Annotated in this window: 14 protein-coding genes; 7 read left to right on the top strand and 7 right to left on the bottom strand. The window is 46.9% G+C overall.

All coding sequences use genetic code 11. The annotated features are described in order from the left end of the window. Nucleotides 1-99: 99 nt before the first annotated feature. Both ACLFWI_RS05710 and ACLFWI_RS05705 read left to right on the top strand, forming a co-directional pair. On the top strand, nt 100-750 hold the full coding sequence (locus ACLFWI_RS05710) for a MotA/TolQ/ExbB proton channel family protein (RefSeq protein WP_446406975.1): 651 nt from the start codon (nt 100-102) through the stop codon (nt 748-750). Then, nucleotides 734-1,135, top strand: a complete 402-nt coding sequence (locus ACLFWI_RS05705) for an ExbD/TolR family protein (protein ID WP_446412123.1) — start codon at nt 734-736, stop codon at nt 1,133-1,135. The genes ACLFWI_RS05710 and ACLFWI_RS05705 overlap by 17 nt, the downstream gene beginning before the upstream one ends. An 18-nt stretch (nt 1,136-1,153) precedes the next feature. Here ACLFWI_RS05705 and ACLFWI_RS05700 read toward each other — a convergent pair whose 3' ends face one another. Continuing rightward, nucleotides 1,154-1,903 (bottom strand): thioesterase II family protein, encoded by a 750-nt coding sequence (locus tag ACLFWI_RS05700; protein ID WP_446412122.1) that lies wholly within the window; start codon nt 1,901-1,903, stop codon nt 1,154-1,156. Between the two features lie 101 nt (nt 1,904-2,004). Here ACLFWI_RS05700 and ACLFWI_RS05695 point away from each other — a divergent pair, with 101 nt between their 5' ends. After that, nucleotides 2,005-2,604, top strand: coding sequence for a Uma2 family endonuclease (locus tag ACLFWI_RS05695; protein WP_446412121.1), 600 nt, complete (start codon nt 2,005-2,007; stop codon nt 2,602-2,604). A 231-nt stretch (nt 2,605-2,835) separates the two neighbouring features. On the opposite strand, the gene ACLFWI_RS05690 is transcribed toward ACLFWI_RS05695, so the two are convergent. The 6 genes from ACLFWI_RS05690 to ACLFWI_RS05665 all read right to left on the bottom strand — a co-directional run bounded on the left by ACLFWI_RS05690 (nt 2,836) and on the right by ACLFWI_RS05665 (nt 10,776). Further along, nucleotides 2,836-4,941 carry an acylase gene (locus ACLFWI_RS05690; RefSeq protein WP_446412120.1) on the bottom strand — a complete coding sequence of 702 codons (2,106 nt, stop codon included), beginning with the start codon at nt 4,939-4,941 and terminating at the stop codon, nt 2,836-2,838. 20 nt (nt 4,942-4,961) lie between these two features. Continuing rightward, nucleotides 4,962-6,284, bottom strand: coding sequence for an MFS transporter (locus ACLFWI_RS05685; protein WP_446412119.1), 1,323 nt, complete (start codon nt 6,282-6,284; stop codon nt 4,962-4,964). A 34-nt stretch (nt 6,285-6,318) separates the two neighbouring features. After that, nucleotides 6,319-6,492: a (2Fe-2S)-binding protein gene (locus ACLFWI_RS05680; protein WP_446412118.1), complete on the bottom strand. Its 174-nt coding sequence runs from the start codon at nt 6,490-6,492 to the stop codon at nt 6,319-6,321. A gap of 155 nt (nt 6,493-6,647) precedes the next feature. Next, entirely contained in the window at nt 6,648-7,637 is a 990-nt protein-coding gene (locus tag ACLFWI_RS05675) for an ABC transporter substrate-binding protein (RefSeq protein ID WP_446412117.1), read from the bottom strand. Nucleotides 7,638-7,652: 15 nt separating this feature from the next. After that, nucleotides 7,653-10,211, bottom strand: coding sequence for a TonB-dependent siderophore receptor (locus tag ACLFWI_RS05670; RefSeq protein WP_446412116.1), 2,559 nt, complete (start codon nt 10,209-10,211; stop codon nt 7,653-7,655). 319 nt (nt 10,212-10,530) lie between these two features. Next, nucleotides 10,531-10,776 (bottom strand): hypothetical protein, encoded by a 246-nt coding sequence (locus tag ACLFWI_RS05665; protein ID WP_446406982.1) that lies wholly within the window; start codon nt 10,774-10,776, stop codon nt 10,531-10,533. Here ACLFWI_RS05665 and ACLFWI_RS05660 point away from each other — a divergent pair. From ACLFWI_RS05660 to ACLFWI_RS05645, 4 genes are all read left to right on the top strand, one after another. Next, a complete protein-coding gene (locus tag ACLFWI_RS05660) occupies nt 10,756-16,098 on the top strand; it encodes an amino acid adenylation domain-containing protein (protein ID WP_446412115.1) in 5,343 nt (1,780 codons plus the stop codon). The genes ACLFWI_RS05665 and ACLFWI_RS05660 overlap by 21 nt on opposite strands. 39 nt (nt 16,099-16,137) lie before the next feature. Next, nucleotides 16,138-17,004 carry a TauD/TfdA family dioxygenase gene (locus tag ACLFWI_RS05655; protein WP_446406984.1) on the top strand — a complete coding sequence of 289 codons (867 nt, stop codon included), beginning with the start codon at nt 16,138-16,140 and terminating at the stop codon, nt 17,002-17,004. Nucleotides 17,005-17,064: 60 nt separating this feature from the next. After that, nucleotides 17,065-23,091 carry an SDR family NAD(P)-dependent oxidoreductase gene (locus ACLFWI_RS05650; protein ID WP_446412114.1) on the top strand — a complete coding sequence of 2,009 codons (6,027 nt, stop codon included), beginning with the start codon at nt 17,065-17,067 and terminating at the stop codon, nt 23,089-23,091. Next, nucleotides 23,088-25,651 (top strand): non-ribosomal peptide synthetase (locus tag ACLFWI_RS05645; protein WP_446412113.1); only part of this gene is annotated, 2,564 nt, incomplete at its 3' end. The genes ACLFWI_RS05650 and ACLFWI_RS05645, both read left to right, overlap by 4 nt.

The raw sequence follows: 25,651 nt of genomic DNA, 5'->3' as shown, positions 1-25,651 counted from the left end.
ATTTAGCAATACATCTATTGAAAATAATTATCAGCTTGTACTCCCACGGTACGCCGGAAAGCTGGCTGAGCTTGTTGAATCACAATTGCAAGAGAGGCTATGCCCATTATTCCATTTTTCCAGGCAGGCGGAATCGTCGCTTGGCCCCTACTCCTATTTTCCCTGGCGGCAGTCGCCCTGATTGTAGAGCGATTGTTTTTTTGGTTTCGGGTCACTCGTCGGCAACGCCGAGTGGTGAGAGACTTTCTGAAGGTTTACCGAGAAAAGCCAGACGCGGCGATCAACTATCTACAGCAGAATGCTGATTTGCCAATTGCCAAGATTTTTCTGGAAGCGTTAGAGCTTGACAACCCGAACCCGGAGGAATTCCGTCTGGCTTTAGAGAGTGCAGCTCAAGCAGAATTGCCAACGTTGAAGCGATTTAACACCGTGTTTGATACGATTGTTGGTATTTCTCCTCTCCTCGGTCTTTTGGGAACGATTTTGGGTTTGATCACAGCGTTTTCTTCCCTGAATATTGGTGATGTTGGGGGAAGCCGCACGACGGGAGTCACGGGTGGAATTTCCGAAGCTTTGGTGTCAACCGTCATGGGGTTGGTTGTGGCAATTTTCACCCTCTTTTTCTCCAATATATTCCGAAGCTTTTATCAGCGACAACTGGCGTTAATTCAGGAATATGGCGGTCAGTTAGAACTGCTTTATCGTCGTCAATATGAGCAAAGGAGAGAGGTTTATGCGGCTTCCAGATGAGTCAGAGAAGCCAGGAGAAATCAACATCGTGCCGATGATCGATGTGATTTTCTCGATTTTGGCATTTTTCATTATTTCGACGCTATACTTGACCCGTTCAGAAGGGTTGTCGGTGAATTTACCGAATGCCACAACTGCCCAAAATCAGCCGAGTACTGAAATTACGGTTACGATTCAGCCGGATGGAGAGATTGCACTGAATCGCCAGTCGATTGAATTAGAGGCGCTTGAAGAAGCCGTTCGCGCTTTAGTTGTGCCGAATAGTGAATCCCTGGTCATTGTCAATGCTGATGAAAAAGTTGATCATGGTCGGGTGGTGAGCGTGATGGATCGGTTGCGTCAAATTGAGGGAACCAAATTAGCGATCGCTGCTCAGAGACAGTAGACGCGATCGCACGCATTGTCAATGACAATTCTCGGCAATAATTGGCAACAGCAACCTCTCGGCTGAATGCAAAAAGAAGTGATCTCCAGGCAACATACGCAGTGAGAATGCAGCCCTAGTCTGAATCCGCCATCCGTCCAAATCATCCCAGGTCGCTTCTGGATCATCTGAACCCCCAAAAGCGGAAATCGGACAATTCAGGGGTGACTTAGGGGTGTAAACATAGGTTTCAAGTACCGTAAAATCCGATCGCAGGATGGGCAGAACAAACTGCATCAGTTCGGCATTCTCTAGCACAGCTTGGGGTGTAACATTGAGACGGCGTAACTCTTCGAGGAATTCTGAATCAGGTAGTTCATGGATAGGGGGATCGGGATCAGGAATTTGCGGGGCGCGACGACCCGATATAAACAGGTGAACCGGATTTAACCCGTACTGTTGACGTAAATAATGAGTCAGCTCAAAGGCAATCAATCCTCCCAGACTATGACCAAAGAAAGCAAAGGGTTGGTCTAAATAGGGAAGCAGGGATTGCGCGATCGCCTGAACAAGAGGCTGTAATCTGGTAAAAGGAGCAAACCGTATCTGCTTGCCCCGTCCAGGTAATTCAACGGGACAAACCTCCACCGTTTTTGGCAGACTATCACTCCACGTCCGAAATATTCGAGCAGCACCTCCGGCGTAGGGAAAACAAAACAAACGTAAGTTTGCTTGGAGATTGAGTTTGGGATAGTTAATCCCAGGGTCAACGGTTGATGGATTCGTCATTGTTGGTTAGGGTCTGCTAAATAGGGCTTGCTGAATAAGTATGTTGGGCGCATGTCATTGAATCGTTTTAGATTAGAGGTAATGATTCAAGAGGTCTAATTGTGGTCTTTGCTCAAACCAGTTCCCCAGATGTAGGAACAACTCGCCTCACGCTAGACGAGTATCGGGCGATGGAAGAAACCCACCCAGAACGCCATGAATACCGCAACGGAGAGATTATTACAACGTCGGGAGGTTCTGAAGCCCATAGTGCGATCGCTAGCAACTTATTAATTTACTTGGGGTTTTCGCTAAGAGATACCGATTTTCGTTTGTATAACAGCGACTTGCGAGTTTGGATTCCTGAATATCAGTGTGGGACTTATACTGATTTGATGGTTGTTAATGGCTTCCCAGAGTTCAATGGTGAGCGCAATGATGAAATCCTCAATCCTTTACTGATTGTCGAAGTTCTATCGCCTTCTACCGAAGTCTATGATAGGGGTGAAAAGTTCAGAAAATATCGCTCTCTTGCCAGCTTTCGTGAATATCTGCTGGTGAGTCAAGCTGAACCTTACATTGAGCAGTATCACAATCTTGAGCCTAGCAGTAATGATCGCTGGCTATGGCAAGTGTACTCTAATCTTGAGCAGGTGATCGCTCTACACAGTTTAAACGTAGAAGTTCCCCTGTCCGAAATCTATCGTCGCATTAATTTTTAAGGGTAGCTAACTCTCTTACTATCATACAAGGATTAGAGAATAGCGCTCTATTGTCACTCTGGTAAAATAACCATCAAATCTGATTGCTGAAAGCCTTTGCTGCCAAGCATTTGGGCGTTGAAAAACTGATATAAACTCCTACGGTAATCCATCCTATAGAAAATATCTCTTCAATTTTGCAACAAACTCAGATGTAAGGCAGTTAGATAAAATTGAACTTCAGATGTAGTTTTATTCCACATCAGTAAAGACCTCGCGGGTAGCCAAATGAACTTCTATTTCCTGGCGCGATCGCCAAATCGGTCGCAACTGTTTCTTGGCAAACAACTCTAGCTGATCGCCAACATGGGGTGAGTTGGGTTGAGTGGCATTCCCGTAACTCACGAGTGCCATCGCCCGGACTGGATTAGAAAACTCAATCGCGGCAACATAGGACTCCCCACCAATGGCTTCAAAACGCCCGTCTTCTAAAGGACTAAACCAGAGGTTGCGGAAAATGTCAACCTCACCTCCATTGGCTGGCAGGTCTAAATTACCAGAGCGTAGCCGAAAAACTTCTCCCCAAGGTACGTCCAGTGTTCCATAGGTTGCTATAACCCTTTGAGCAGCGGCTTCCAAGGCTGTCACGGCACTAACTGGATCGGCAAGACCATTGGGTGTAGTTAATGGCTCTTGCTCATTCCAGGGAACAGCAAACAAGTTCGAGAAATCTACTTCTTCATTCCAGAATGCAAACAGGACTGCACCACGACTATCAGATTCTGTTTTACGATCCCAGGTTTCCAGTACATCCGCCGCGTTTTTCCCTACCTCTCCACCGTGTTGCCGTGCCGCCGTAATCAGATCGTCCAGCAGACGTTCCGCTAGTTCTACGTGGGTCGAGTGTTTGTACTCAACCATTTTCTCAAAGGAAATCCGTTCATCTGACTTGAGCATTTTCGCCGAGTGTTGCGCCCGAAACTCCATCGGACCTCGCGGCACCATGTAAGCAGGATAATCATCGGGTTTAAGGGGTGCTGGAAACGTTGTTGTCCAGGGGGGGTCGTTTGCATTCTGTAACCAACCGCTTTGGGGATCGAGGACGCGAGGCAGATCGGCATAGGGGTGAAATTGAGTCGATAAGGTAGTAGAGGTGTCGCCAGGAATAATGCCTGACCAGTAGGCATAATCACCCTGTGAGCGCACTGGCACTTGACCATTAAACAGGTGCATGATATGCCCCTCTCGATCCGCATAGATCACCGTGAACATCGGAATCTGCAAGGGCTTGATCGCCGCTTCAAATTCCGTTAGGTTTTTGGCAAGTCCCATAGTCCACCATTGCTCTAATGCCCCCGGCTGATCAAGACCAACCACACGTAAGGCAAGGGCTTTACCATCCTTCTGGGCGATAACCGGACCATGGATGGAACGTTGTACAGTCAAGGGTTTTTCCTCTAGAGTCCCATCAGGCTGCCTAACGTTCAGCGTTTGTGTTTCGGTTTCAAAGGCGCGAATTTTACCGTCAAAGCGGTAGCCTCCGTCAGCTAAGGTTAGCTCGTAGACATCCCGCCCATTGTATTTGTTGACCGTGTGAGTCCAGCCCAAATTATCATTGAAACCAATCGTTAAAACTGGGATACCGACCAAAGTTGCTCCGTAGGTATCGATACCTGGGGCATTGAGCTGAGCTTCATACCAGAGAAATAAATTCGACCAAGGGTTGTGAGGATTGGCTAGCAGCATAGCATTGCCACTGGCAGAACGAGAAGGTGCGATCGCCCAACCGTTAGATCCTAAAGGTTTCTGGGGTGTGATGTTTTGCTGGTTGAATTCTGTAGAAGTATCCTGAGTATTTTCCCACTCTTCCCTTAAACTGGCAACAGTCTGGGGATTGACAATAAAGGTGAAGTTAAGCACACGATGGAGATGAGCCAGCACATCTACGCCTGTGACAGGCAGCACCCCCTTAACCTCATCGTCAATTAACTCAGCATGGTTTTGAGTATATGCATTAATCCCAGCGGCGAAGGCATCAATGTAGTTGCGAAACGTCGGATTTTGGGCATCGTACCATTGTTGGGCGCGAACAGGAACCCCCATCGTTCGTACCCACTGATCTGATTCGACGTACTTTTCCCCCCAGTATTCAGCCGCCCGTCCACGGGCTTGACCATAAAGGCGTAAGATCACGTTACCGTGGCTGTGCATTTGCGCCCAACCAAAAGCGTGAAAAAGACTCTGGACATCTTTACCATAAATATGGGGAACACCATAGGTATCCCAAAGGATTTCGGTCTTTTGTTGCCCAGCCACAGGTCGAAATGTTCCCCTATCTGATCGTGATTGTACAGACATAATTCCCTATTCCCTATTTTTCACTTCGCCTCGACATCATGATCGGGCAAAATATCTTCTATATCCCGCAAGGCTGGGAAGGCATAACTACCCAGACAGATGAGAACAACAACAAACGAGAACAGAGTCAGTTGAAGTGCCATCCCGCTACCCGCACCCGTACCAAACACACTCCCCAAGATAGGAGCGAGACTGCCCCCGGGCATCATCGCTGGCTCAAAAACATAGTCGGCTAAGGGACCAGCAATCAATAGCCCTAGTGGTGAGATGATTCCTTCGAGAAAAGAACTAGCAGCAAACACTCGTCCCTGCAGGTTCGGGTCTACTTTAGACAGCCAAAGGGCGCTTTCACAGCTATTCGCTAAGGGTTTAAATAAACCCGCGCCAAAGTTGGCTCCCATCCAAATAGAGGGCAAACGCCCTAAACCCAGGAACATTTCACCGCCAAAGACCAACGCTCTACCGATTAACAGCCCGTCGATGCGATGCTTGGGTCCTCCCCAAAGACTCAGCAGAATCGCTCCGATTAAACCGCCAAGACCAACAGCTCCTTGGACGCTACCGAGTACCGCCGTATTATTGCCACTGCGAGCTAAAATCATCGGTGCAACAACCTCAGATGCTGTATCAACGAAGATATAACTCAGGGCAAAGAGTTGGAGAGCAATGAGACTGGGACGGTTAAACAGGTAACGGAAACCCAACGTCAATTGCTGCCAACGTTTGCCAGTGCTGGCTTGGCTCACTTCATTTTGTTTGGGTTGGGGAATTTGTACGAGGGTTAGCGTGCCGATGGCAATCAGGAAGGTAACCAGGTCAATGACCAAAATGCCGGAAAGACCAATGATGTAGTAGAGTACGCCTGCCAGCGCTGGGGCGAGGACACCAGAGCCAAAGGTCTTCATTGAACCCATAGCGCCAACTCTGACATAATGCTGTTTGGGAACAATTAGGGCTTGGGATGCGGAGAAGGCGAGTGACTGGAGGTAGCCAAACAACCCATTGACAGCACCCGTTAGATAGAGATGCCAAATTGCCAGATTGCCAGTTAGGAATAGCACAAGAATAATAACTGTGGACAGTCCTGCCATGACATCTCCGAGAATCATCATCAGCTTGCGATTCCAGTGGTCAATAATGACTCCGGCGAAGGCGGCAGCAATGAGAATTGGGATTTGGGTAAAAAAGGCGAGTAAGGATAAGGGTGTTGCCTCGCCAGTGAGTTGCCACGCCCAAATGATCACGGCAAAGTTCGTCATTCGGGAACCCAGGATTGAGGCGACTTGCCCAATCCAAATGATCGTAAATGTGCGTAGGCTGTTCGGTCGATGCTGTGAGTTCATGGCTATTCCCTGTTCCTGAATAAAAGCAAGACGTCTAATCAGCCTTAGCCATTGTTTGTCTAATCAGCTCAACCCGCTGTTGTGTTTTAAGCAGAGGACAACTTTCACAGGCATGGAATTTTGGTGGCATTCGGAATATTAGGCAGCAGGTTCCTCGAATAGTTACTTCGGCAGGTAAATCGGGTTGGCTGAGTTTCTCAGAGCTCATCAGCTTGTAGAGGGGATTTCGATGGGGCATCACAGGACTGGATTTGTTCTCCAGCAGAGCGCTGCGATCGCTGGTTCTTTGCACGTCTGTATTAGGACATGGGGCAAGCCAGTTATACAAATTAGCGCAGGCGCTGGCCGCATTACCCCACATCACTATTTTTCGACTAAGTACTTGAACAAATCGTCAATGACTCCATAAGCGGCTAAGATGTTGATTCCTCGCCAAGTGCTATAGTCTACTAGGTATACTCGGTCTTGCTTGACTGCCTTGAGCTGTGACCACAGGGGGTGGCGTTGCAGTCTTTTCCAAACTTGATCGCCTTTATCATCGGACACCAACGTAATGAAGATGGCATCACCTTCTAACTGGGGAATGGTTTCTAAGTTAATCTCAATATCCAAGCCCTTAATGTTTTGTGCTGGAGGACGCTGAAGTCCAGCGTCGCTAAGGATTGTGCCAGCAAAGGAGTCTTTCACGTCACTGCGGAGAAATGCCGCATTGCCCCCACCGTTGACGAGGGATACCTGAAACTGAGCCAGTTGATCGCCTATAGCTGTCTTGAACTGTTCAATCTGACGGTTATACTCTTCTAGGAGCTGTTTAGCTTCTGCGGTTTTACCGAGTGTCTGTGCGACGAATTCCAGATGATCCTTCCATTCCCCTGGCATATTTAAGTCGATTAGGGCGGTTGGGGCAATTTGCGAGAGCTGATCATAGGTTGCATTATAGGTAAATCCCAGGATGAGGTCAGGTTTGAGTCGGGCAATTTTTTCCAGGTTGGGTTGCTCCTCGGTGCCAATCAGCTCAAGTTTTTCATCAACCTTGTCTTCTAGGTATGGAGGAAACTTAGTACCAGAGGAAATATATATAGAGGTGCTTCCTACAGGTTGGACGCCGAGGGCGATCGCATTGGCAAGCATAGCTCTATGCAACACAATGACTCGTTGGGGATTCAGGGGAACGCAGGTTTCGCCTCTGGCGTGTTGAATCATGCGGCAATCAGAGGCGGTTGGTGGCGATGGGGAAGGAGCTTGAGAGAAGTAACCGCTACAGGCACTCAGGAGGATGATCGTGAGTCCGAGTAGCAGCGATTGCTTAATGCCCCAACGAGGTTTTCGTCTTGTCTTGATTTTTAGAGCCATGCGTTTGAAAGAGGGTTAAAACTCCACAGCAATTGTTCCCAAAACCGTGAAAGGGGCTTGGGGAGTGAGAAAGAATCCTTGGGTTTCGTAATATTCGGTGTTGAAAATATTCTTGAAGTTAACGGCAGCTTGCCAATTGTCTCGTCGATAAGAAAGACGAGCATCTGCTCTGACATAGGAAGGAATTTCCAAGCCTGTATTAGGCAGTCGGGCTTCCCTGTCACCGACGAAGAATACGCCGACACCAAACCCTAAACCCTGCAAACCACCCTGTTGAATTTCATAGGTTGTCCAGAGGCTCGCACTATTGAGCGGGATGCCAACCAAGCGATCACCTTCTGGAATCGTGTTATCTTCACTGACAAAGGCATCAGTGTGAGCGTAGGTGGCGATAATATTCCATCCCGGTAAGATTTCACCTACGATTTCCAATTCAATCCCCCGACTTGTTTGTTCTCCCGCCTGAATGCTGAAGATAGGATCAATTGGATCAGCCGTTAGAACATTTTGCTTGGTGATTTCGTAAAGTGCCAAGTTTGCTGCCAGTCTGCCATCCAAAAACTCTTGCTTCACCCCAATCTCAAATTGTTCGCCCCGTTCGGGTTCAAACGCCTCGTCCGTCCGACTCCTACTGAAAAACTGGGGATTAAATGACTTCGCCCAACTGAAATAAAGGGAGGTGGAGTCAGTGGGCTGATAGACAATACCCGCTCGCGGTGAGAAGGCAAACTCAGAGAAATCATTGATGGATTCATCGGTAAAACGGTTTCTGTAGAAGATATCACTCCAGTCCAAGCGACCCCCTACTAGAATTTTTAACTGAGGCAGCACCTCAATCAAATCTTGCAAGTAAAAGGCAATGGTGTTAGAGCCGTATTCTTCAGCAAAGCTTGGCTCAAAGTCCCCAGGTTCTGCTCCATACTCCGGATCGAAGATATCAATGGAAGCCAGAGGCGCTCCGAAAAAGTCGTAGGTTAATTCAAAACGGCTCAGTTCTAGTCCGAACAGAATTTGATGACCGATAGAGCCTGTCTGCAATTCAGCGATAAATTCGTTTTGTAGCGTATAGTTTTCCTGAGATTCATCGGACTTGGAAGCGCGACGGGGCAGGGTGCGGCCATCATCCTCTAGGGGGCGAAGATTGACTTCCTGAATATCACTGTTGACAATAATCGTGCTGAACCCTTGGCGGAATTTCCAGTTGTCACTAAACTCATGTTGAAAGCGATAGCTACCAAAGAAGGAGTCAACTTCAGCATCGTTAAAATCGGGTTCTCCTAAAAATCGGCTCCGAGGAAGTTCCAAAAATTCCGGTTCCGGTCGAAAACCTCGATCGAACGTGTAATTATAGTTTTGATACTCAACTTCTGTGGTCAGAGTGGTACGCGGTCCAATGTTCCAAGTTAGCACGGGAGCAATAAAGATAGTTTCGTTCTCATTGAAATCCCGGTAACTGTCTGCATTTTCGTAGGCGACGTTGAGGCGATAAAGCAGCTCTCTATTTTCTGTAAGTGGTCCTGTCAGGTCAATGGTTGGGCGGTAAAAATCATAATTGCCAACCGTCATGCTCACTTCGTAGAAGGGATTTGGGAGTGGCTGTTCGGTTACGGTGTTGACAATTCCACCTGGCTCAAGGTTGCCATAAAGAACCGATGCTGGACCTCTGAGAAACTCAACTCGCTCAATGTTACTAACATCACGAGGAGACAAAAAACCGAAATCCCGAAAACCATCTCGGAGGTTTACTCCGGAGCGAAAACCGCGAATAAAGGTTTGATTGGAAGGAAGTCCACCATAACCGACAGACGGTTGTACACCACTGACGTTATCAGCTAATTCGCTAAGACGGGTGACTTGACGGTCTTCAATCACCTCTTGGGGGATAACTTGAATAGATTGGGGAACGTCGCGGATTGGGGTGTCTGTTCTTGTCCCCGTTGTCGCCCTAGGGGCGCGATATCCGATTTCTGGCTCAGCCGTTACCACAATTTCAATTTCTTCTGGCGCATCAGGCGGCATTTCAGCGGTATCCGGGGCAGTTGTGAGGCTCAATACCAATCCTGATGCACTCGAAATTACTGCGGCTGTTGGTACTGCTTCTGTACCTGTCACCGTTACCCGAATACTGTTGACATCCTGCTGTGTTACTGTAACCGCAGCAATGCCTTCAACCGGATTGTCTTGGCGAAACGCCTCACTCTCAGGAAGTAGCAGCACGGCATTAGGGATATCGGCAATTAAAGTATTGTCTTCACTCCTAGTCTCGGCTTGCAGGGCAAATCCCTCTGAGGTTTCTAATATGATGTCCAACCCCATCTCGGTTGGGTTAACCTGTACACCTGTTACTTGGACAAGGTTCCTATCGACTTGGGCAACGACTGCTGATTTCCCTGACTCAGGTTGCTGAACTCGTCCTTTAACGGGGGTCAGGGGAAACTCTATCTCACTGAGACGGGGAATCTCTGTAATTGGAGATTGAGTGATTGGTGTAACCTCAGCTAAGGCTGACGTTGCCACTAAGACACCCACTGAGTTGCTCAGCAATAAGTACGGCAGTAATTTCGTTCGCTTCATTTCTCTCCTTACACACCCAATTGCGCGATCGCGCTCTCTAATTTATTGATAACTATTAGCATCAGCAAGAGCTAAACCTAAACTGGCGCTGTTGCCCCTGTCAAGATAAATATTATGAAGATTTGATAAAGACGGTGACCGGACAGAATTATAATTCTGCCGAAACCCTCGCCAGATAAGGCTCTTGGTCTTTCCAGTTCTCTGGGCAAGATTGGGATAGACTAGGGGAGGCATAAATAAATGAAAAAGATTTTCGATTAAGGCTTGACGAGATTGAGAAAACTGCTGTACTTTAACAGAGGTTAATTAAAAATAGATATCAATAAGCGGGTGGGAAAACGCCATAGCCGTACAGTGCGGCATAACGTCTTGTGTTGGCACGGCTATCCGTTGAGACGATCAAACCAGAGCCTTTGGATAAACTCTTGTCTTGATCACCACAGCGAGCAATCCGTATTGAAATGACCAAACCGATGGTATCGAGTTTGACGGGATTTGATATCGCTGAAATCGCCAGATGCAAAAGTTCAGGGTTGCACCGAGTATGCAAAGTAAACGTATCCAATCTTCAAGCCTGTGTTCAGAAATCCTCCTGAATAGTTCAACCTGGGTGGAGCTACTGCGTCAACGAACGCTACACCAACCGAACCAAGTAGCTTTCACCTTTTTACCCGATGGCGAAACCGAAGGCGATCGCTTAACCTATCAAGAGTTAGATCGACGCTCTAGAGCGATCGCATCTCAACTTCAAGCAATGGGTTTGAGGGGTGAGTGCGCCTTGTTGCTGTATCCACCAGGGTTAGAGTATCTGGCAGCATTTTTCGGGTGTCTGTACGCTGGGGTGGTTGCAGTGCCAGCTTACCCGCCGCGTAACCAACGGAATATACCTAGGATACAGGCAGTTGTGGCAAACGCTCAAGCCGCGATCGCTCTTACAACAAAGGCAACCCTGTCAAAGGTGCAATCCCTGCTTGCCGAAAAAACTGCCCTTGGGGATTTACAGTGGCTGACAACGGATAGTCTGGGGAGTGGACTAGAAGAAAATTGGCAAGAGCCTTCAATAACCACAGATACATTAGCCTTTTTGCAATATACATCAGGGTCTACCGGGACACCCAAGGGAGTTATGCTCAGTCATGGCAACCTGCTACATAATGCCGCCATGACGTACCGTCTCATGGAACATTCGCCTGAGAGTAAATTTGTGTCGTGGTTGCCAACCTACCATGACATGGGGTTAATTGGGGGAATTTTGCAACCCTTGTATGGCGGATTTCCTTGCATCTTAATGCCTCCAGCGGCATTTCTCCAACGTCCTTACCGTTGGTTGCAAGCCATTTCCCGTTACCAAGGGACAACCAGTGGTGGACCCAATTTTGCCTATGAATTATGTATTCAAAAAATTACGCCAGAGCAACTAGAAACCCTGGATTTAACTCGCTGGGATGTCGCGTTCAATGGTGCTGAACCTATCCAACCGGAAACCTTACAGAAATTCTCTAGCAAATTTGCCCCCTGCGGCTTTCGTCAGGAAGCCTTATATCCCTGTTATGGGATGGCAGAAGCAAGTTTGATGGTATCTGGGGGTCGAAAAACGGCTCCACCCCTGTTCAAAACAATTCAAGGAGATGCCCTAGAACGCAATCAAGCGATTGAAACCAGCATTGAGGATCAAAATAGCACAATTTACGCTTTAGTCGGTTGTGGTCAAACCCTACCGGATCAGACAATTCGTATTGTTCATCCTGAAACCTTCACCCAATGTCTACCCAATGAGATTGGTGAAATCTGGGTATCCGGTGCCAGTATAGGTCAGGGTTATTGGCATCAACAGGAAGAGACCAAAAAAACATTCTGCGCCTATTTATCCGATACAGGTCAAGGACCATTTTTGCGGACAGGAGACTTAGGTTTTTTGCAGAATGGGGAACTCTTTATTACGGGTAGATTGAAGGATTTAATTATTATTCGCGGTCGTAATCTTTACCCCCAGGATATTGAACGGACAGTAGAACGTAGTCATCCGTCCCTGAGAACAGGAAGTGGTGCAGCGTTTACGGTAGAGGTTGACAAAGAAGAACGATTGGTTGTGGTTCAAGAACTGGAGTTTCGCGCCAAACCTAATATTGAGGAAGTAACCGCCGCCATTCGTCAGGCTGTGACTGAAGACCATGAAGTGCAAGTTTATGGAGTGGTTTTAATTAAGCCTGGGAGTATACCCAAGACGTCTAGTGGTAAGATTCAACGTCGTGCTTGTAAAGCTAAGTTCTTGGCAAGCAATCTGATTGTCATAGAACGTAGTATCCTAAACGTTGCTGGTTTTGTAGAAACAATTCCTAGTCTTAATCGCGATGCTCTCCTATCTCTTCCACCGGGTGAGGGTCAGTTACTTCTAGAGTCTTATCTTCAGAAGTTGATGGCTCAGGTGATGCAAATAATACCGTCTAAAATCAACCTCCAGCACTCCTTAAGCAGTGTGGGATTGGATTCTTTAAGAGTTTTTGAGTTGAAAAAACGGATTGAAGTTGACCTAGAAGTAACGGTATCGATAGGGGAATTTTTTGAAGGATTAACTATTGCCCAATTGACGACAAAGATACTCGAACAACTGACAACGGCAGATTGTATACCATCAGTTTCCCTTAAAAAACTCCCGACAGCCACGAATGTTCATCCTCTCTCTTTTGGTCAGCAGCGACTGTGGTTTATTGACCAATTAGAGCCAGGTAATCCTGCTTACAATATTTCATTTGCCATTAGCTTAGAAGGTTCGCTAAAGGTGACGTTGTTAGAACGCAGCCTTAATGAAATTGTGCGTCGTCACGAAATTTTACGAACCACCTTTTCTATCGTCAATGGTCAACCCGTTCAAATTATCGCTCCATCTTTAAGGCTAATTCTGTCGGTCGTTGATTACCAAGAACTTCCGGAATTAGAGCGTGAGTCTGAGGCACAGCGCGTCGCAACTCAAGAGAGTCAGCAGCCTTTTGACCTAACCCACGGACTGCTACTGCGTGCCAAACTCGTGCGTTTAGGTCAACAAAAACACAGGCTTCTGCTAACCATGCATCACATTATTTTGGATGGATTGTCGGCAGAGGTGTTCATTCAGGAGATGGTAACGCTTTACAAAGCATTTTTGACCGAAAGTTCTTTGCCTTTACCTGAACTGTCCATTCAGTATAAAGACTTTGTTTATTGGCAGCGGCAATGGCTTCAGGGAGAGCCGCTAGAAACCCAGCTTAACTATTGGAAACAACAACTAGAAGGTGTTCCCGCTGTTTTGCAACTGCCTACAGACTATCCACGATCGGCAGTTCAGACTTTTCGAGGTGCAAGCCAATCTCTAGCGCTACCCCAAACCCTAACCGATAAGCTGAAGGCGCTCTCGCGTCAAGAGGGTGTCACCCTATTTATGGTTCTGTTAGCGGCATTTCAGACTTTTCTCTACCGCTACACAGGGCAAAATGACATTCCTGTAGGCTCACCCATTGCTAACCGCAATCACAGCCAACTCAAAGAGCTGATTGGTTTTTTTGTCAACACCTTAGTATTGCGTACTAACTTAGGAGGAAACCCCAGTTTTCGAGAACTGCTGGGTAGGGTACGTCAGGTGGCATTGGGGGCTTATACTCATCATAATTTACCATTCGAGCAGTTGGTGGAGACACTTCGACCCCAGCGGGATGTTAGTTATAATCCCCTATTCCAAGTATCCTTTACTCTCCAGAATGCTCCACAACTTGAGGAAATTCCGGGGTTAACCTTAAACCAGTTAAAGGTAGAAAGCCTGACCTCGCAGTTTGATTTAAGCCTGTTTATTGAAATCAAACCAGGAGAATTAACTGCCTCCTTTGAGTACAACACTGATTTATTTGAGAATGCCACAATTACCCGGATGTTGGGACATTTTAGTAACTTATTAGAGGGTATTGTCGCCAATCCCGACCAACGCCTTGCGGACTTACCCCTCTTGTCAGAAGCAGAGCAGCATCAACAGCTTGTGGTTTGGAATGATACACAGACAGAATATCCCAAAGATTTGTGTATCCATCAGCTTTTTGAAGCTCAAGTCGAGCGAACACCAGATGCAACTGCTGTAGTTTTTGAGAACCAGCAACTGACTTACCGAGAGTTAAACAACCGCGCAAATCAGTTGGCGCACTATCTGCAAAAGCTGGGTGTGGCACCAGAGGTACTGGTGGGGATTTACATGGAGCGCTCGCTGGAAATGGTGATCGGACTCTTAGGTATTCTCAAAGCTGGAGGAGCTTATGTACCATTAGACCCTACCTATCCTCAAGAGCGCCTAGCCTTCATGCTGGAAGATGCTGGCGTGTCCGTACTCCTAACTCAAGCCAAGTTCGCGAACGTACTTCCTCAACACAATGCTAAGGTGGTGTGCCTAGATGCCGACTGGCAAGTGCTAGCTCATCAGAGTCAGGAAAATCCGATCAGTGGTATAACCCTTGAAAACCTAGCCTATGTGATTTATACCTCTGGCTCCACGGGTCAACCGAAAGGGGCGATGAATACCCACCAAGGCTTATGTAATCGCTTGCTGTGGATGCAGGATACCTATCCATTAACAGCCGCAGACAGGGTTTTACAGAAGACACCGTTCAGTTTTGATGTGTCGGTTTGGGAATTCTTCTGGCCCCTGATTGCAGGTGCTCATCTAGTGTTAGCGAAGCCGGAAGGTCATCGAGATAGTACTTATCTTGTCGAACTCATTGCCAAAGAGCAAATTACTACCCTGCACTTTGTTCCCTCAATGTTGCAACTCTTTCTAGAGGAACCCTCTCTGAATACGTGTAGTAGCATCAAGCGGGTTATTTGTAGTGGCGAAACACTCTCGGTTGACCTGCAAGAACGGTTCTTTGCTCGTCTGAATGCAGAACTGCATAATCTTTACGGACCAACGGAAGCCGCAATTGATGTTACCTTCTGGGTTTGCCAGCAGGGTAGCAAAGAGCGAATTGTGCCGATTGGTCGTCCCATTGCCAACACCCAAATTTATTTACTGGATCAGCACTTACAGCCTGTTCCCGTTGGAGTTCCCGGTGAGTTGCACATTGGCGGTATTGGTTTGGCGCGAGGTTATCTCAACCGTCCGGAGTTGACAGCCGAGAAGTTTATTCCGAACCCCTTTGAACATTCAAAATTCAATCGTCTGTACAAAACTGGTGATTTAGCTCGCTACTTACCCGATGGAACTATCGAATTTCTCGGACGAATTGACAACCAAGTGAAGATTCGCGGCTTCCGTATCGAACTCGGAGAAGTTGAGGCGGTATTGGTTAAACATCCAAGGGTGCGAGAAGTCGTAGTTCTCGCACAGGAGGAGGGCGGTAGTGAAATGCAACTGGTAGCCTATGTCGTTTCCAATAGTGCTGACACTCCCACAACGGACGAACTGCGGAGCTATCTCAAGGAATGGCTGCCTGATTATATGGTGCCTTCTGTGTTCGTCTTGCTGGAGGCTTTACCGCTCTTGCCCAATGGCAAAGTCGATCGCCATGCCTTGCCTGCGTCTGAAGGTTTACGCCCAATGTTGACAGCGACTTATGAGGCGCCTCGTTCGGAAGTGGAACGTGCGATCGCGACGATTTGGCGAGAAGTATTACACCTGGAAAAAGTGGGCGTTAATGACAATTTTTTTGACCTCGGCGGTCATTCCTTGTTAATCATTCAGGTTCACAGCCAACTCCGGGAGCGTTTTAACTGGAATTTGTCAATTATAGAAATGTTCCAAAACCCAACGATTAAAACATTGGTGCAATACTTAAGCCAAAAGCAAAAGCAACAGCCTTTTTTTGGGGCAATGCGCGACCGAGTTCAGAAGCAACTAGAAGTCAGCCAGCGACGTAAACCCTTTCACCGATGAAATCTGAAGCCCAAACCCTGATACTAGAGAAAATCTGCCATGATTCAATCTTCATTCTTAAAGACCCAAGGGACTAAAGTTATCAAAAATGAGCATAATCTGGGGCTTTCGGGACTCTCAACCGCACAAATCCTAGAAAAGTTTAAGTCCTGTGGATTACTTCTGTTTCGAGGATTTGAGGTTGACGCTCAAAAAATGAAAGCCTTTGCCGAACAATTTAGTTCTAGATTTGTTCGAGATGAAACTAGAAGACGTGTTGATTCTAGAGATGGGTTTGTTGGTTTGGTAGATGGAGGAACCCATTACATTAGTCCGCACTGTGAACACGCTAATTCTCCCTTTCGACCCGATGTTATTTGGTTTTGCTGTGTCGTACCCGTAGCACAAGGGGGTGAAACACTAGTTTGGGATGGTGTGCGGGTATGGCAGGAAATGAGTGAAGAGTTAAGGACGTTGTTTATTGACAAGAAAATCAGGTTTTTTCAAAAATTTCCTGCTGCCGCTTGGAGACATTTTCTAGGGACAGGCTCTACTCTTGTTGATGTAAAGAGGACTCTTGATGGTCTTGAGGGAGTAAGTTATCAGATTAACCCCGATCAATCTGTTTCTCTTGACTATGTTTGCTCGGCTGTGGTAAAAACTAAATATGGGAATCATGAGGCATTTGCGAATAGCCTAATTTCAGAGTATATAAATCCCAGGGGAGTCGTAACATTTGAAGATGGTTCACCGATTCCTGAGACAGTTATCAATGAAATTAAGGAAATCATGAATAGGTTAACGGAAGGGATACCGTGGCAATCCGGTGACCTAGCTATGATTGATAATTCAAGATTTTTGCATGGTCGTAGAGCCTTTAAAGATACGAGAAGACGAATTTTGACTACTTTAAGTTACCTTAAGTAAAACGTTAATCCTAGAAAAATCGTTAATTGGCTCAACCCGAGAAAGAAGAAAAGAGAGAGTATGGAAGCTTACGGAACAGTGGAAGAAATAGCCATTATCGGTATGGCAGGTCGTTTTCCTGGAGCGAAAAACCTTGAAGAGTTTTGGAAAAACCTACAAGCCGGATTAGAATCCATCTCAGTTTTTACGGATGCTGAATTGATAGCATCGGGAATAGATCAGGCAGTTTTAAACAATTTAAATTATGTGAAAACTGGTGCAATAGTAGAAGATGTTGAATTATTTGATGCTTCATTCTTTGACTTTAACCCTAAAGAAGCTGAAACAACCGATCCGCAACACCGCCTGTTCTTAGAGTGTGCTTGGGAAGCTCTTGAAAAGGCGGGCTATGATTCCCAAAGGTGTAAGAGTCGGATTGGAGTTTATGCAGGTGCAAGTCTCAATAATTATCTGTCTTTTGATGTCAACCATGACAAAGTAGGCTCAGCGAAATGCTACCAGACCTTGATTGGTAATGATAAAGATTTCCTCACGACTCGTGTTTCTTACAAATTAAATCTGACGGGACCAAGTATTACTGTTCAAACCGCCTGTTCTACATCATTAGTGGCGACAACACTGGCTTGCCAAAGTTTGCTCAATTACCAATGTGATATGGCGTTGGTTGGTGGGGTGTCAATCCGGGTGCCCCAAAAAACTGGCTATCTCTATGAAGAAGGAGGAACATTATCTCCTGATGGCCACTGCCGTGCTTTTGATGCCAAAGCACAGGGAATCATCATTGGTAACGGTGTGGGAGTTGTGGTTTTAAAGCGGCTGGCAGATGCTGTTGCTGATGGTGATTGTATTCAGGCTGTGATTAAAGGTGCAGCCATTAACAACGACGGTTCTTTGAAAGTTGGCTACACAGCACCAAGCGTGGATGGTCAAGCCGATGCGATCGCAGAAGCCATCATGCTAGCAAGAATAGAGCCTGAAACCATTAACTATATTGAAGCCCACGGCACAGGAACAGCCCTGGGCGATCCCATTGAAATTGCCGCACTGACCAATGTTTTTCGTGCCAGCACTGAGAAAAAGGGCTTCTGTGCCATTGGTTCAGTTAAAACCAACATCGGTCATTTAGATGCAGCCGCAGGCATAGCAGGACTCATCAAGACAGTTCTAGCTCTCCAACACCAGTCAATACCACCCAGCCTGAATTTCAACGAACCCAATCCCCAGATTGATTTTGCTAATAGTCCTTTTTACGTCAATACTACGCTAACTGAATGGAAAGCAGGATTAACCCCTCGCCGTGCTGGCGTTAGTTCTTTGGGTATAGGTGGAACAAACGCCCATCTGGTTCTCGAAGAAGCCCCGGTGTTGCCACCGTCTAGTCCGTCTCGCCCTTGGCAGTTGTTACTCCTCTGTGCCAAAACGGAGTCGGCACTGGAAACTGCCACAGAGAATCTCGCCCAACACCTCAGGCAGAATCCTCACCTCAACTTAGGGGATGTCGCTTATACCCTGCAAGTGGGACGCCGGGAATTCAACCATCGTCGAATCCTGGTTTGTCAAACGATTGACGATACAGTCAAGTTGCTCGAATCCCTAGAACCCCAGCAAGTTTTCACCCATTACCAAGAACCAGGCGATCGCCCTGTTGTGTTCATGTTTCCTGGACAGGGTACTCAGTACGTGGACATGGGTAAAGAACTATACCAAAGTGAGCCAAAATTTCAGCAACAGGTTGACTACTGCTGTGAAGTACTCAAACCTCACTTGGGACTGGATTTGCGATCGCTAATCTATCCGAACAAATCAGAAGCACCAGCAGCAGAGAAACTCAAGCAGACTGACATTACTCAACCAGCCTTATTTGTTATTGAGTATGCCCTAGCTCAGTTGTGGATGTCCTGGGGTATTTCTCCCCAAGCTATGATTGGTCACAGTATTGGGGAATATGTTGCGGCTTGCCTTGCTGGTGTAATGTCTCTCGAAGATGCCTTGGCACTGGTAGCTACCCGTGGGCGATTGATGCAGCAGCTACCCACTGGTGCCATGCTCTCCGTTCCACTGCCTCTGGTAGAGGTTAAAACTCTACTTAGCGAACAGTTATCCTTAGCTGCTACCAACGAACCCGCCTCGTGTGTCGTTTCGGGTTCCCATGAAATAGTTGATGCGTTTCAAGAAAAACTCGCGGCTCAAGGTGTAGACTGTGGTCGTCTTCATACCTCCCATGCCTTTCACTCCTCAATGATGGACTCTATTCTGGAGTCTTTCAGGGAACAAGTTAAAAGAGTCAAGCTTAATCCTCCCAACATTCCCTTTATTTCCAACGTCACAGGACGCTGGATTACAGCCACAGAAGCCACCGATCCCCATTACTGGGCTAGACATCTACGACAAACTGTTAAGTTTTCGGCTGGCATTACCCAGTTGCTCTGTGAACCCAATCACATCTTTCTAGAAGTGGGTGCTGGACGTACCCTGTCTACTCTGGTTAAAAAGCATTTCAATCGGGCAGATGAACCGATGGTACTCTCTTCACTACGTCATCCTAAGGAGGAATACTCCGATGTAAAATTCTTGCTGAGTACACTGGGTAAGCTCTGGTTAATGGGAGTTCCAGTAGACTGGTCTAGCTTTTACGCTTCCGAACACCGCCACCGACTCCCTTTACCCACCTATCCATTCGAGCGTCAACGTTACTGGATTGAACCCCAGAAAAAACAAAGGGATTCTGCTTCAGCAGACTCTAAAAAGCCAGATATTGCAGACTGGTTCTATGTCCCCGTCTGGAAACAAGCGATTACACCGATTAGAGAACAGATAGAGCTAAAAAAATACTGGCTAGTCTTCGTAGATACGGGTCAAATCGGCTCACAAATTGCCAAACATCTAGAACTTGGCAGCCAAGATGTCATCACTGTGATGCCAGGAGAGCAGTTTAGCAAACTTGGCGAGGGTAAATATACCATCAATCCCCAGCAGCCTAACGATTACGATGCCTTACTCAAAGAATTGCAAAGATTAGGTCAAGTTCCAGACGAAATTGCCCATTTATGGAGTCTCACACCGAACGAGCAGAGACAATCGGGAATCGAGTTTTTTGAAAACTGTCAAAATCTAGGTTTTTACAGTTTGCTGTTTCTCGCACAAGCGCTTGGTAAACAGAATGTTACTTCTCCCATCAATATTCTGGTTGTCACTAACGATATTCACGACATTACAGGTGTTGAACGGTTAACTCCAGAAAAAGCAACTGTGTTAGGAATGTGCAAAGTCATTCCACAAGAGTTTTCCAACATCACCTGCCGAAGTATTGATGTCGTTCTTCCCGCTTCCGGAACTTCCCATGAAAATAAACTGATAGACCAACTTATGGCAGAACTGACTGCTAATTCATCCGAGTCAGTTGTTGCCTACCGTGGACATCATCGCTGGGTACAAACTTTTGATCCAGTTCATCTGGATGAGAAGACAGACGGATCAAAAACTCGGTTGAGGGAAGGAGGAGTCTACCTAATTACTGGTGGATTAGGAGGCATTGGTCTTGAACTTGCCCAATATTTAGCCCAGACCGTGCGAGCCAAATTAATACTAATAGGGCGTTCTGCTTTTCCTAGCAGAGATGAATGGGAGACATGGCTAACGACTCATGATGAACAAGACCCAGTGAGTCAGAAAATACAAAAAATTCAAATACTTGAAGACGTAGGGGCAGAAGTTCTAGTTTTCAGCACTGATGTTGCCAGTGAAGCACAAATGCAAGCGGCGATCGCCCAATCTCTCGAACGCTTTGGTCAAATTCATGGAGTCATCCACGCCGCCGGACTTAAATTATTGAGTACGATTAGGGAACTCAATAGAATTGAGTCTGATCAGCAACTGAGAGCGAATGGACATGGACTGTTTGCCTTAGAAAAGGTTTTGCAGGGAATCGATCTAGATTTCTGCTTACTTATTTCTTCCTTATCGTCTGTTTTAGGGGTGTTAGGTATGGCAGCTTATCCGGCAGCACACCTATTCACCGATGCTTTTGTTTACAAGCATAATCAGGAAAAGTCTGTTCGCTGGATTAGTGTTAATTGGGATAATTGGTTAACAAGGGAATTAGCCGACCAATTAACGACTAAGCCAGAGATATCAACTGAATTATTCATGAGATCTGAAGAAGGATTGGAGGTATTTAAACGTGTATTATCCTTAGATACAGTTACTCAAGTTGTCACCTCTACTGTCGATCTAAACGCGAGAATCGAGCAGTGGACTAAGGGTAAATCTGTAGACGATAATCAAATCAATTCTCCTTCACTTTACTCAAGACCCAGTTTACAGACTACATACATTGATCCCAGAAATGAAGTTGAGCAAACTCTTGCCAATATTTGGCAAGAAATCCTGGGTATTGAGCAAATCGGCATCTACGACAACTTTTTGGAGTTGGGTGGGGATTCTCTCCTCAGCATCCAGATTACTGCCAGAGCCAATAAAATGAATCTGCGTGTGACTAATCAGCAGATATTTGAATATCCAACGATCGCTGAGTTGGCAGAGGTAGCCAGCAAAACCGAGACAATTTTAGCCGAACAGGGCATAATCCAAGGAATAGTCCCTCTAACACCGACTCAGCACTGGTTTTTTGAACAGAATCGACTTGACGCCCACCATTGGAACCAGGTAATTTTGCTGGAGGTGCGACAACCTCTCAATCTCGGACAATTGGAGCAGGTGGTGCAGCATTTGCTCGTACACCATGATGCACTTCGTCTGCGTTTTCAACCAGAGGAATATGGCTGGAAGCAGGTTAATGCCAGTCCTAACGGCGTTGTACCCTTCTCAAAAATAGATTTGTCTGGCATATCACCTGGGTTGCAAGAACAGGCTTTTGAGGCAGCAGCTAGCGAGTTACAAGGGAGTTTTAACCTTGGATCAGAACCATTAGTAAGAGTTGCCCTTTTTGACCTAGGAGAAGACAAACCAAGTCGGCTGCTGTTCATTATCCACCATCTGATTGTGGATATTGGCTCTTGGCGAATTTTGCTGGAGGATCTGGAAATAGCCTACCAACAGCTAAGCCAGGGTCAAGCGATTCAGCTTGCGCCTAAGACGACTTCATTCAAACAGTGGGCTGAACGGCTCACGGAGTACGCACAGTCAACGGAATTGCAACGGGAGCAAGTCTATTGGTTGGCAGCCTCTCGTGAATGGGTATCACCACTGCCAGTGGATGATCCAGGGGGTGATAACACTGTAGCATCAGTTCAGACTGTGTCAGTAACCCTGAGTGTGGAAGAGACACAGACTTTACTAGAGACAGTCTCAGCCGCCTATCGAGTGCAGATTGAGGACGTACTGCTTACCGCCTTAGCCCAGGCTTTTGCCAAGTGGACTGGAGTGCGATCTGCGCTTCTCCCAAGGGGAGACGCCAAGGGCGAACGCAGCAGCGCTTCGCTATCGCTGTTGGTTGACTTAGAAGGAAATGGACGGGACGTCATCTTTGATCGTGTGGATGTGTCACGGACAGTCGGCTGGTTTACCACTATTGCCCCCGTGCTTTTGGACATTGGGGAAGAGGCTCAACCCCAAGAAGCCTTGAAGCAGGTGAAAGAGCAACTCCGTAACTTTCCTAATCAAGGCATTGGCTACGGTGCGCTGCGCTACCTGAATGAGGATGAGATCATTACCGAACAATTGCGATCGCTCCCAGAAGCAGAGGTTCTGTTCCTCTATCTCGGTCAACTCGATCAAAGTTTACCTGAGTCTTCGTTATTCGAGATGTCTCAACAATTTAGCGGCTCAACTTGCAGTCCCCGTGGCAAGCGAAGCCATCTGTTCGAGATTAATGGGTCGATTGTCCAGAGTCAGCTAAGAGTGGATTGGAGTTATAGCGGGAATGTACATCAAAGGGAAACCGTTGAGGGATTGGCTCAAGAGTTTGTCGGAGTGTTGCGATCGCTGATTACCTCCTGTCAATCATCTTCAGTAGAAAACTATACGCCTTCTGACTTTGCACAGTTTAAGTCCAGCCAATGGAACCAAGCTGACCTCGACAACATTCTGGCAGCTATCAATAAATCTGAAGGTTTTGAAGCGCAATGAAAAACGTCGAAGATATCTACCCACTTTCACCCATGCAGCAGGGGATACTATTTCACACCCTCTATGCCCCAAAATCGGGAATGTATTGTGAACAGTTCCACTTCACCATCCATGGAGACTTGAATATCTCAGCATTCAAGCAGGCTTGGCAGCAGTTGATAGAGCGGCATCAGGTTTTACGAACATTCTTCATTTGGGAAAATGTCAAAGAACCTATTCAAGTAGTGCAGAAACAAACAAAGCTACCCTGGGAACAGCAAGATTGGCGAAGGTTAGCAACACTCGAACAACAAAAGCGCTTAGAGGATTTTCTTAAGGAAGATCGAGAACGGGACTTTAAACTTTCTCAGGCACCACTGATTAGGTTAGCTTTAATCAAGTTAGCTGAAGATGAATACCACTTCATCTGGAACCGCCACCACTTGTTAATGGATGGATGGTCTACACCCCTAATTTTCCAGGAACTCTTTGCCTTTTATCAAGCCTTTAGCCAAGGTCAAACTTTGCACCTAGAGCGCCCCCGTCCTTACCGGGACTATGTAGCCTGGGTACAGCAGCAGGATTTATCTCAGGCTGAAAAGTTCTGGCGGCAACGGCTCAAGGGCTTTACTACAGCAACTTCTCTGAGGGTAGATCGCAAGCCGAGCAGCTCGGTTAGCCAAGGCAACAACTATGACAATCAGAACATTCAACTATCGACGGCAGTAACAGCCGCATTGCGCTCTTTTGCTCAGCAGCAACAGCTAACGCTGAACACGTTGATGCAAGGAGTCTGGGCGTTGCTTCTGAGCCGTTACAGTGGCGAGAGTGATGTTGTCTTTGGGGCTGTTATGTCCGGGCGTCCACCCACTCTAGCAGGAGCTAAGTCGATGGTGGGGATGTTTATCAATACCCTGCCAGTGCGGGCGTACATAAATTCAGAGAAATTGCTCTTACCTTGGCTAAAGCAGCTGCAAAAACAGCAAATTGAGGCGCGTCAGTACGAGTACAGCCCACTCATAGAAGTTATGAGATGGAGTGATATAGCTCCTGGGTTGCCTCTGTTTGAGAGCATATTGAACGTTCAGACGTACCCCAGTGATTTTGCCTCGCAACAGCTAAGCGGTAATCTAAAAATTTCTGAAATTCGTACTTTTGGGCAAACCCATTACCCCCTGAGTGTTTCAGTGGAAGTGAATTCAGAGTTATCGCTAGAGATTTTCTACGATCGCGATCGCTTCGACAGCGACACAATATCTCGGATGCTGGGGCATTTTCAAACTTTGCTAGAAGGCATTGTTGCCAATCCTGAGCAGCGTCTGGCAGACTTGCCTATCTTGACAGAGGCAGAACGGCAGCAACTCCTGGTGGAGTGGAATACCACACAGGCGGATTATCCAAAACATTTGTGCATCCATCAGCTATTTGAAACTCAGGTGGAGCGGACGCCTGATGCCATTGCCATAGTATTTGAAGACCAACAGTTAACCTACCGAGAACTCAACACCAAAGCTAATCAGTTGGCGCACCACTTGCAGAAATTGGGTGTTAGTCCAGAGGTACTGGTGGGACTATGTGTAGAGCGCTCCTTGGAAATGGTCGTCGGACTGCTGGGTATCCTCAAAGCCGGGGGAGCTTACGTGCCGCTCGACCCAACCTATCCATCGGAGCGGCTAGCCTTCATGTTATCGGATTCCCAAGCACCGTTACTGCTGACCCAAAAGCAGCTCCTTCAACGACTGCCTGAACATCAGGGGCATGTCATCTGTTTAGATACAAAAGGGGAAGCTTGGGAAATGATTAGCCAAGAAAATCCTGTGAGCAACGTCACACCGGAAAACTTGGCTTACGTCATTTACACATCAGGTTCTACAGGGAAACCCAAAGGGGTGCAAATTCCTCACACTGCCGTCGTCAACTTCTTGAAGTCGATGGAGTGTAAGCCAGGATTAACAGAGTCTGACACGCTCTTAGCAGTTACTTCTATATCATTTGATATAGCTGCCCTAGAACTGTACCTGACCCTAATGGTTGGTGCACAGCTTGTATTGGTCAGCCGCGAAGTAGCCACGGATGGTAAAAAGCTTAGTGCAAGGCTGACTGCTACTGGTGCTACTGTTATGCAAGCTACTCCAGCTACTTGGCGAATGCTTCTGGCTGCTGAGTGGCAAGGTAGTTCTCAGTTGAAAATCCTTAGTGGTGGAGAAGCTTTACCCAGTGACCTGGCGAAGCAGTTACTAAAAAAAGGTGCTTCCGTTTGGAATCTTTATGGTCCGACGGAGACGACTATTTGGTCAACGGTTCATAAGGTAGAAGCGACAGAACGATCTGGTGCCTTAGCGAGCATCGGACGACCGATTGCCAACACCCAGATTTATTTGCTCGACTCCCAAGGACAACCTGTACCTATTGGTATTCCGGGTGAGTTACACATCAGCGGTGCTGGACTAGCACGAGGCTACCTCAACCGCCCAAATCTGACCGCTGATAAATTTATTTCCAACTTCTTTGCATATCTTGATGACCAACCTACGAGAGTTTACAAGACTGGCGACTTAGCTCGTTATCTCCCAGATGGAAC

This window comes from Coleofasciculus sp., from assembly GCF_046539235.1.
Lineage (GTDB): Bacteria > Cyanobacteriota > Cyanobacteriia > Cyanobacteriales > Coleofasciculaceae > Coleofasciculus.
This window is presented reverse-complemented; position numbering and strand designations above follow the sequence as displayed.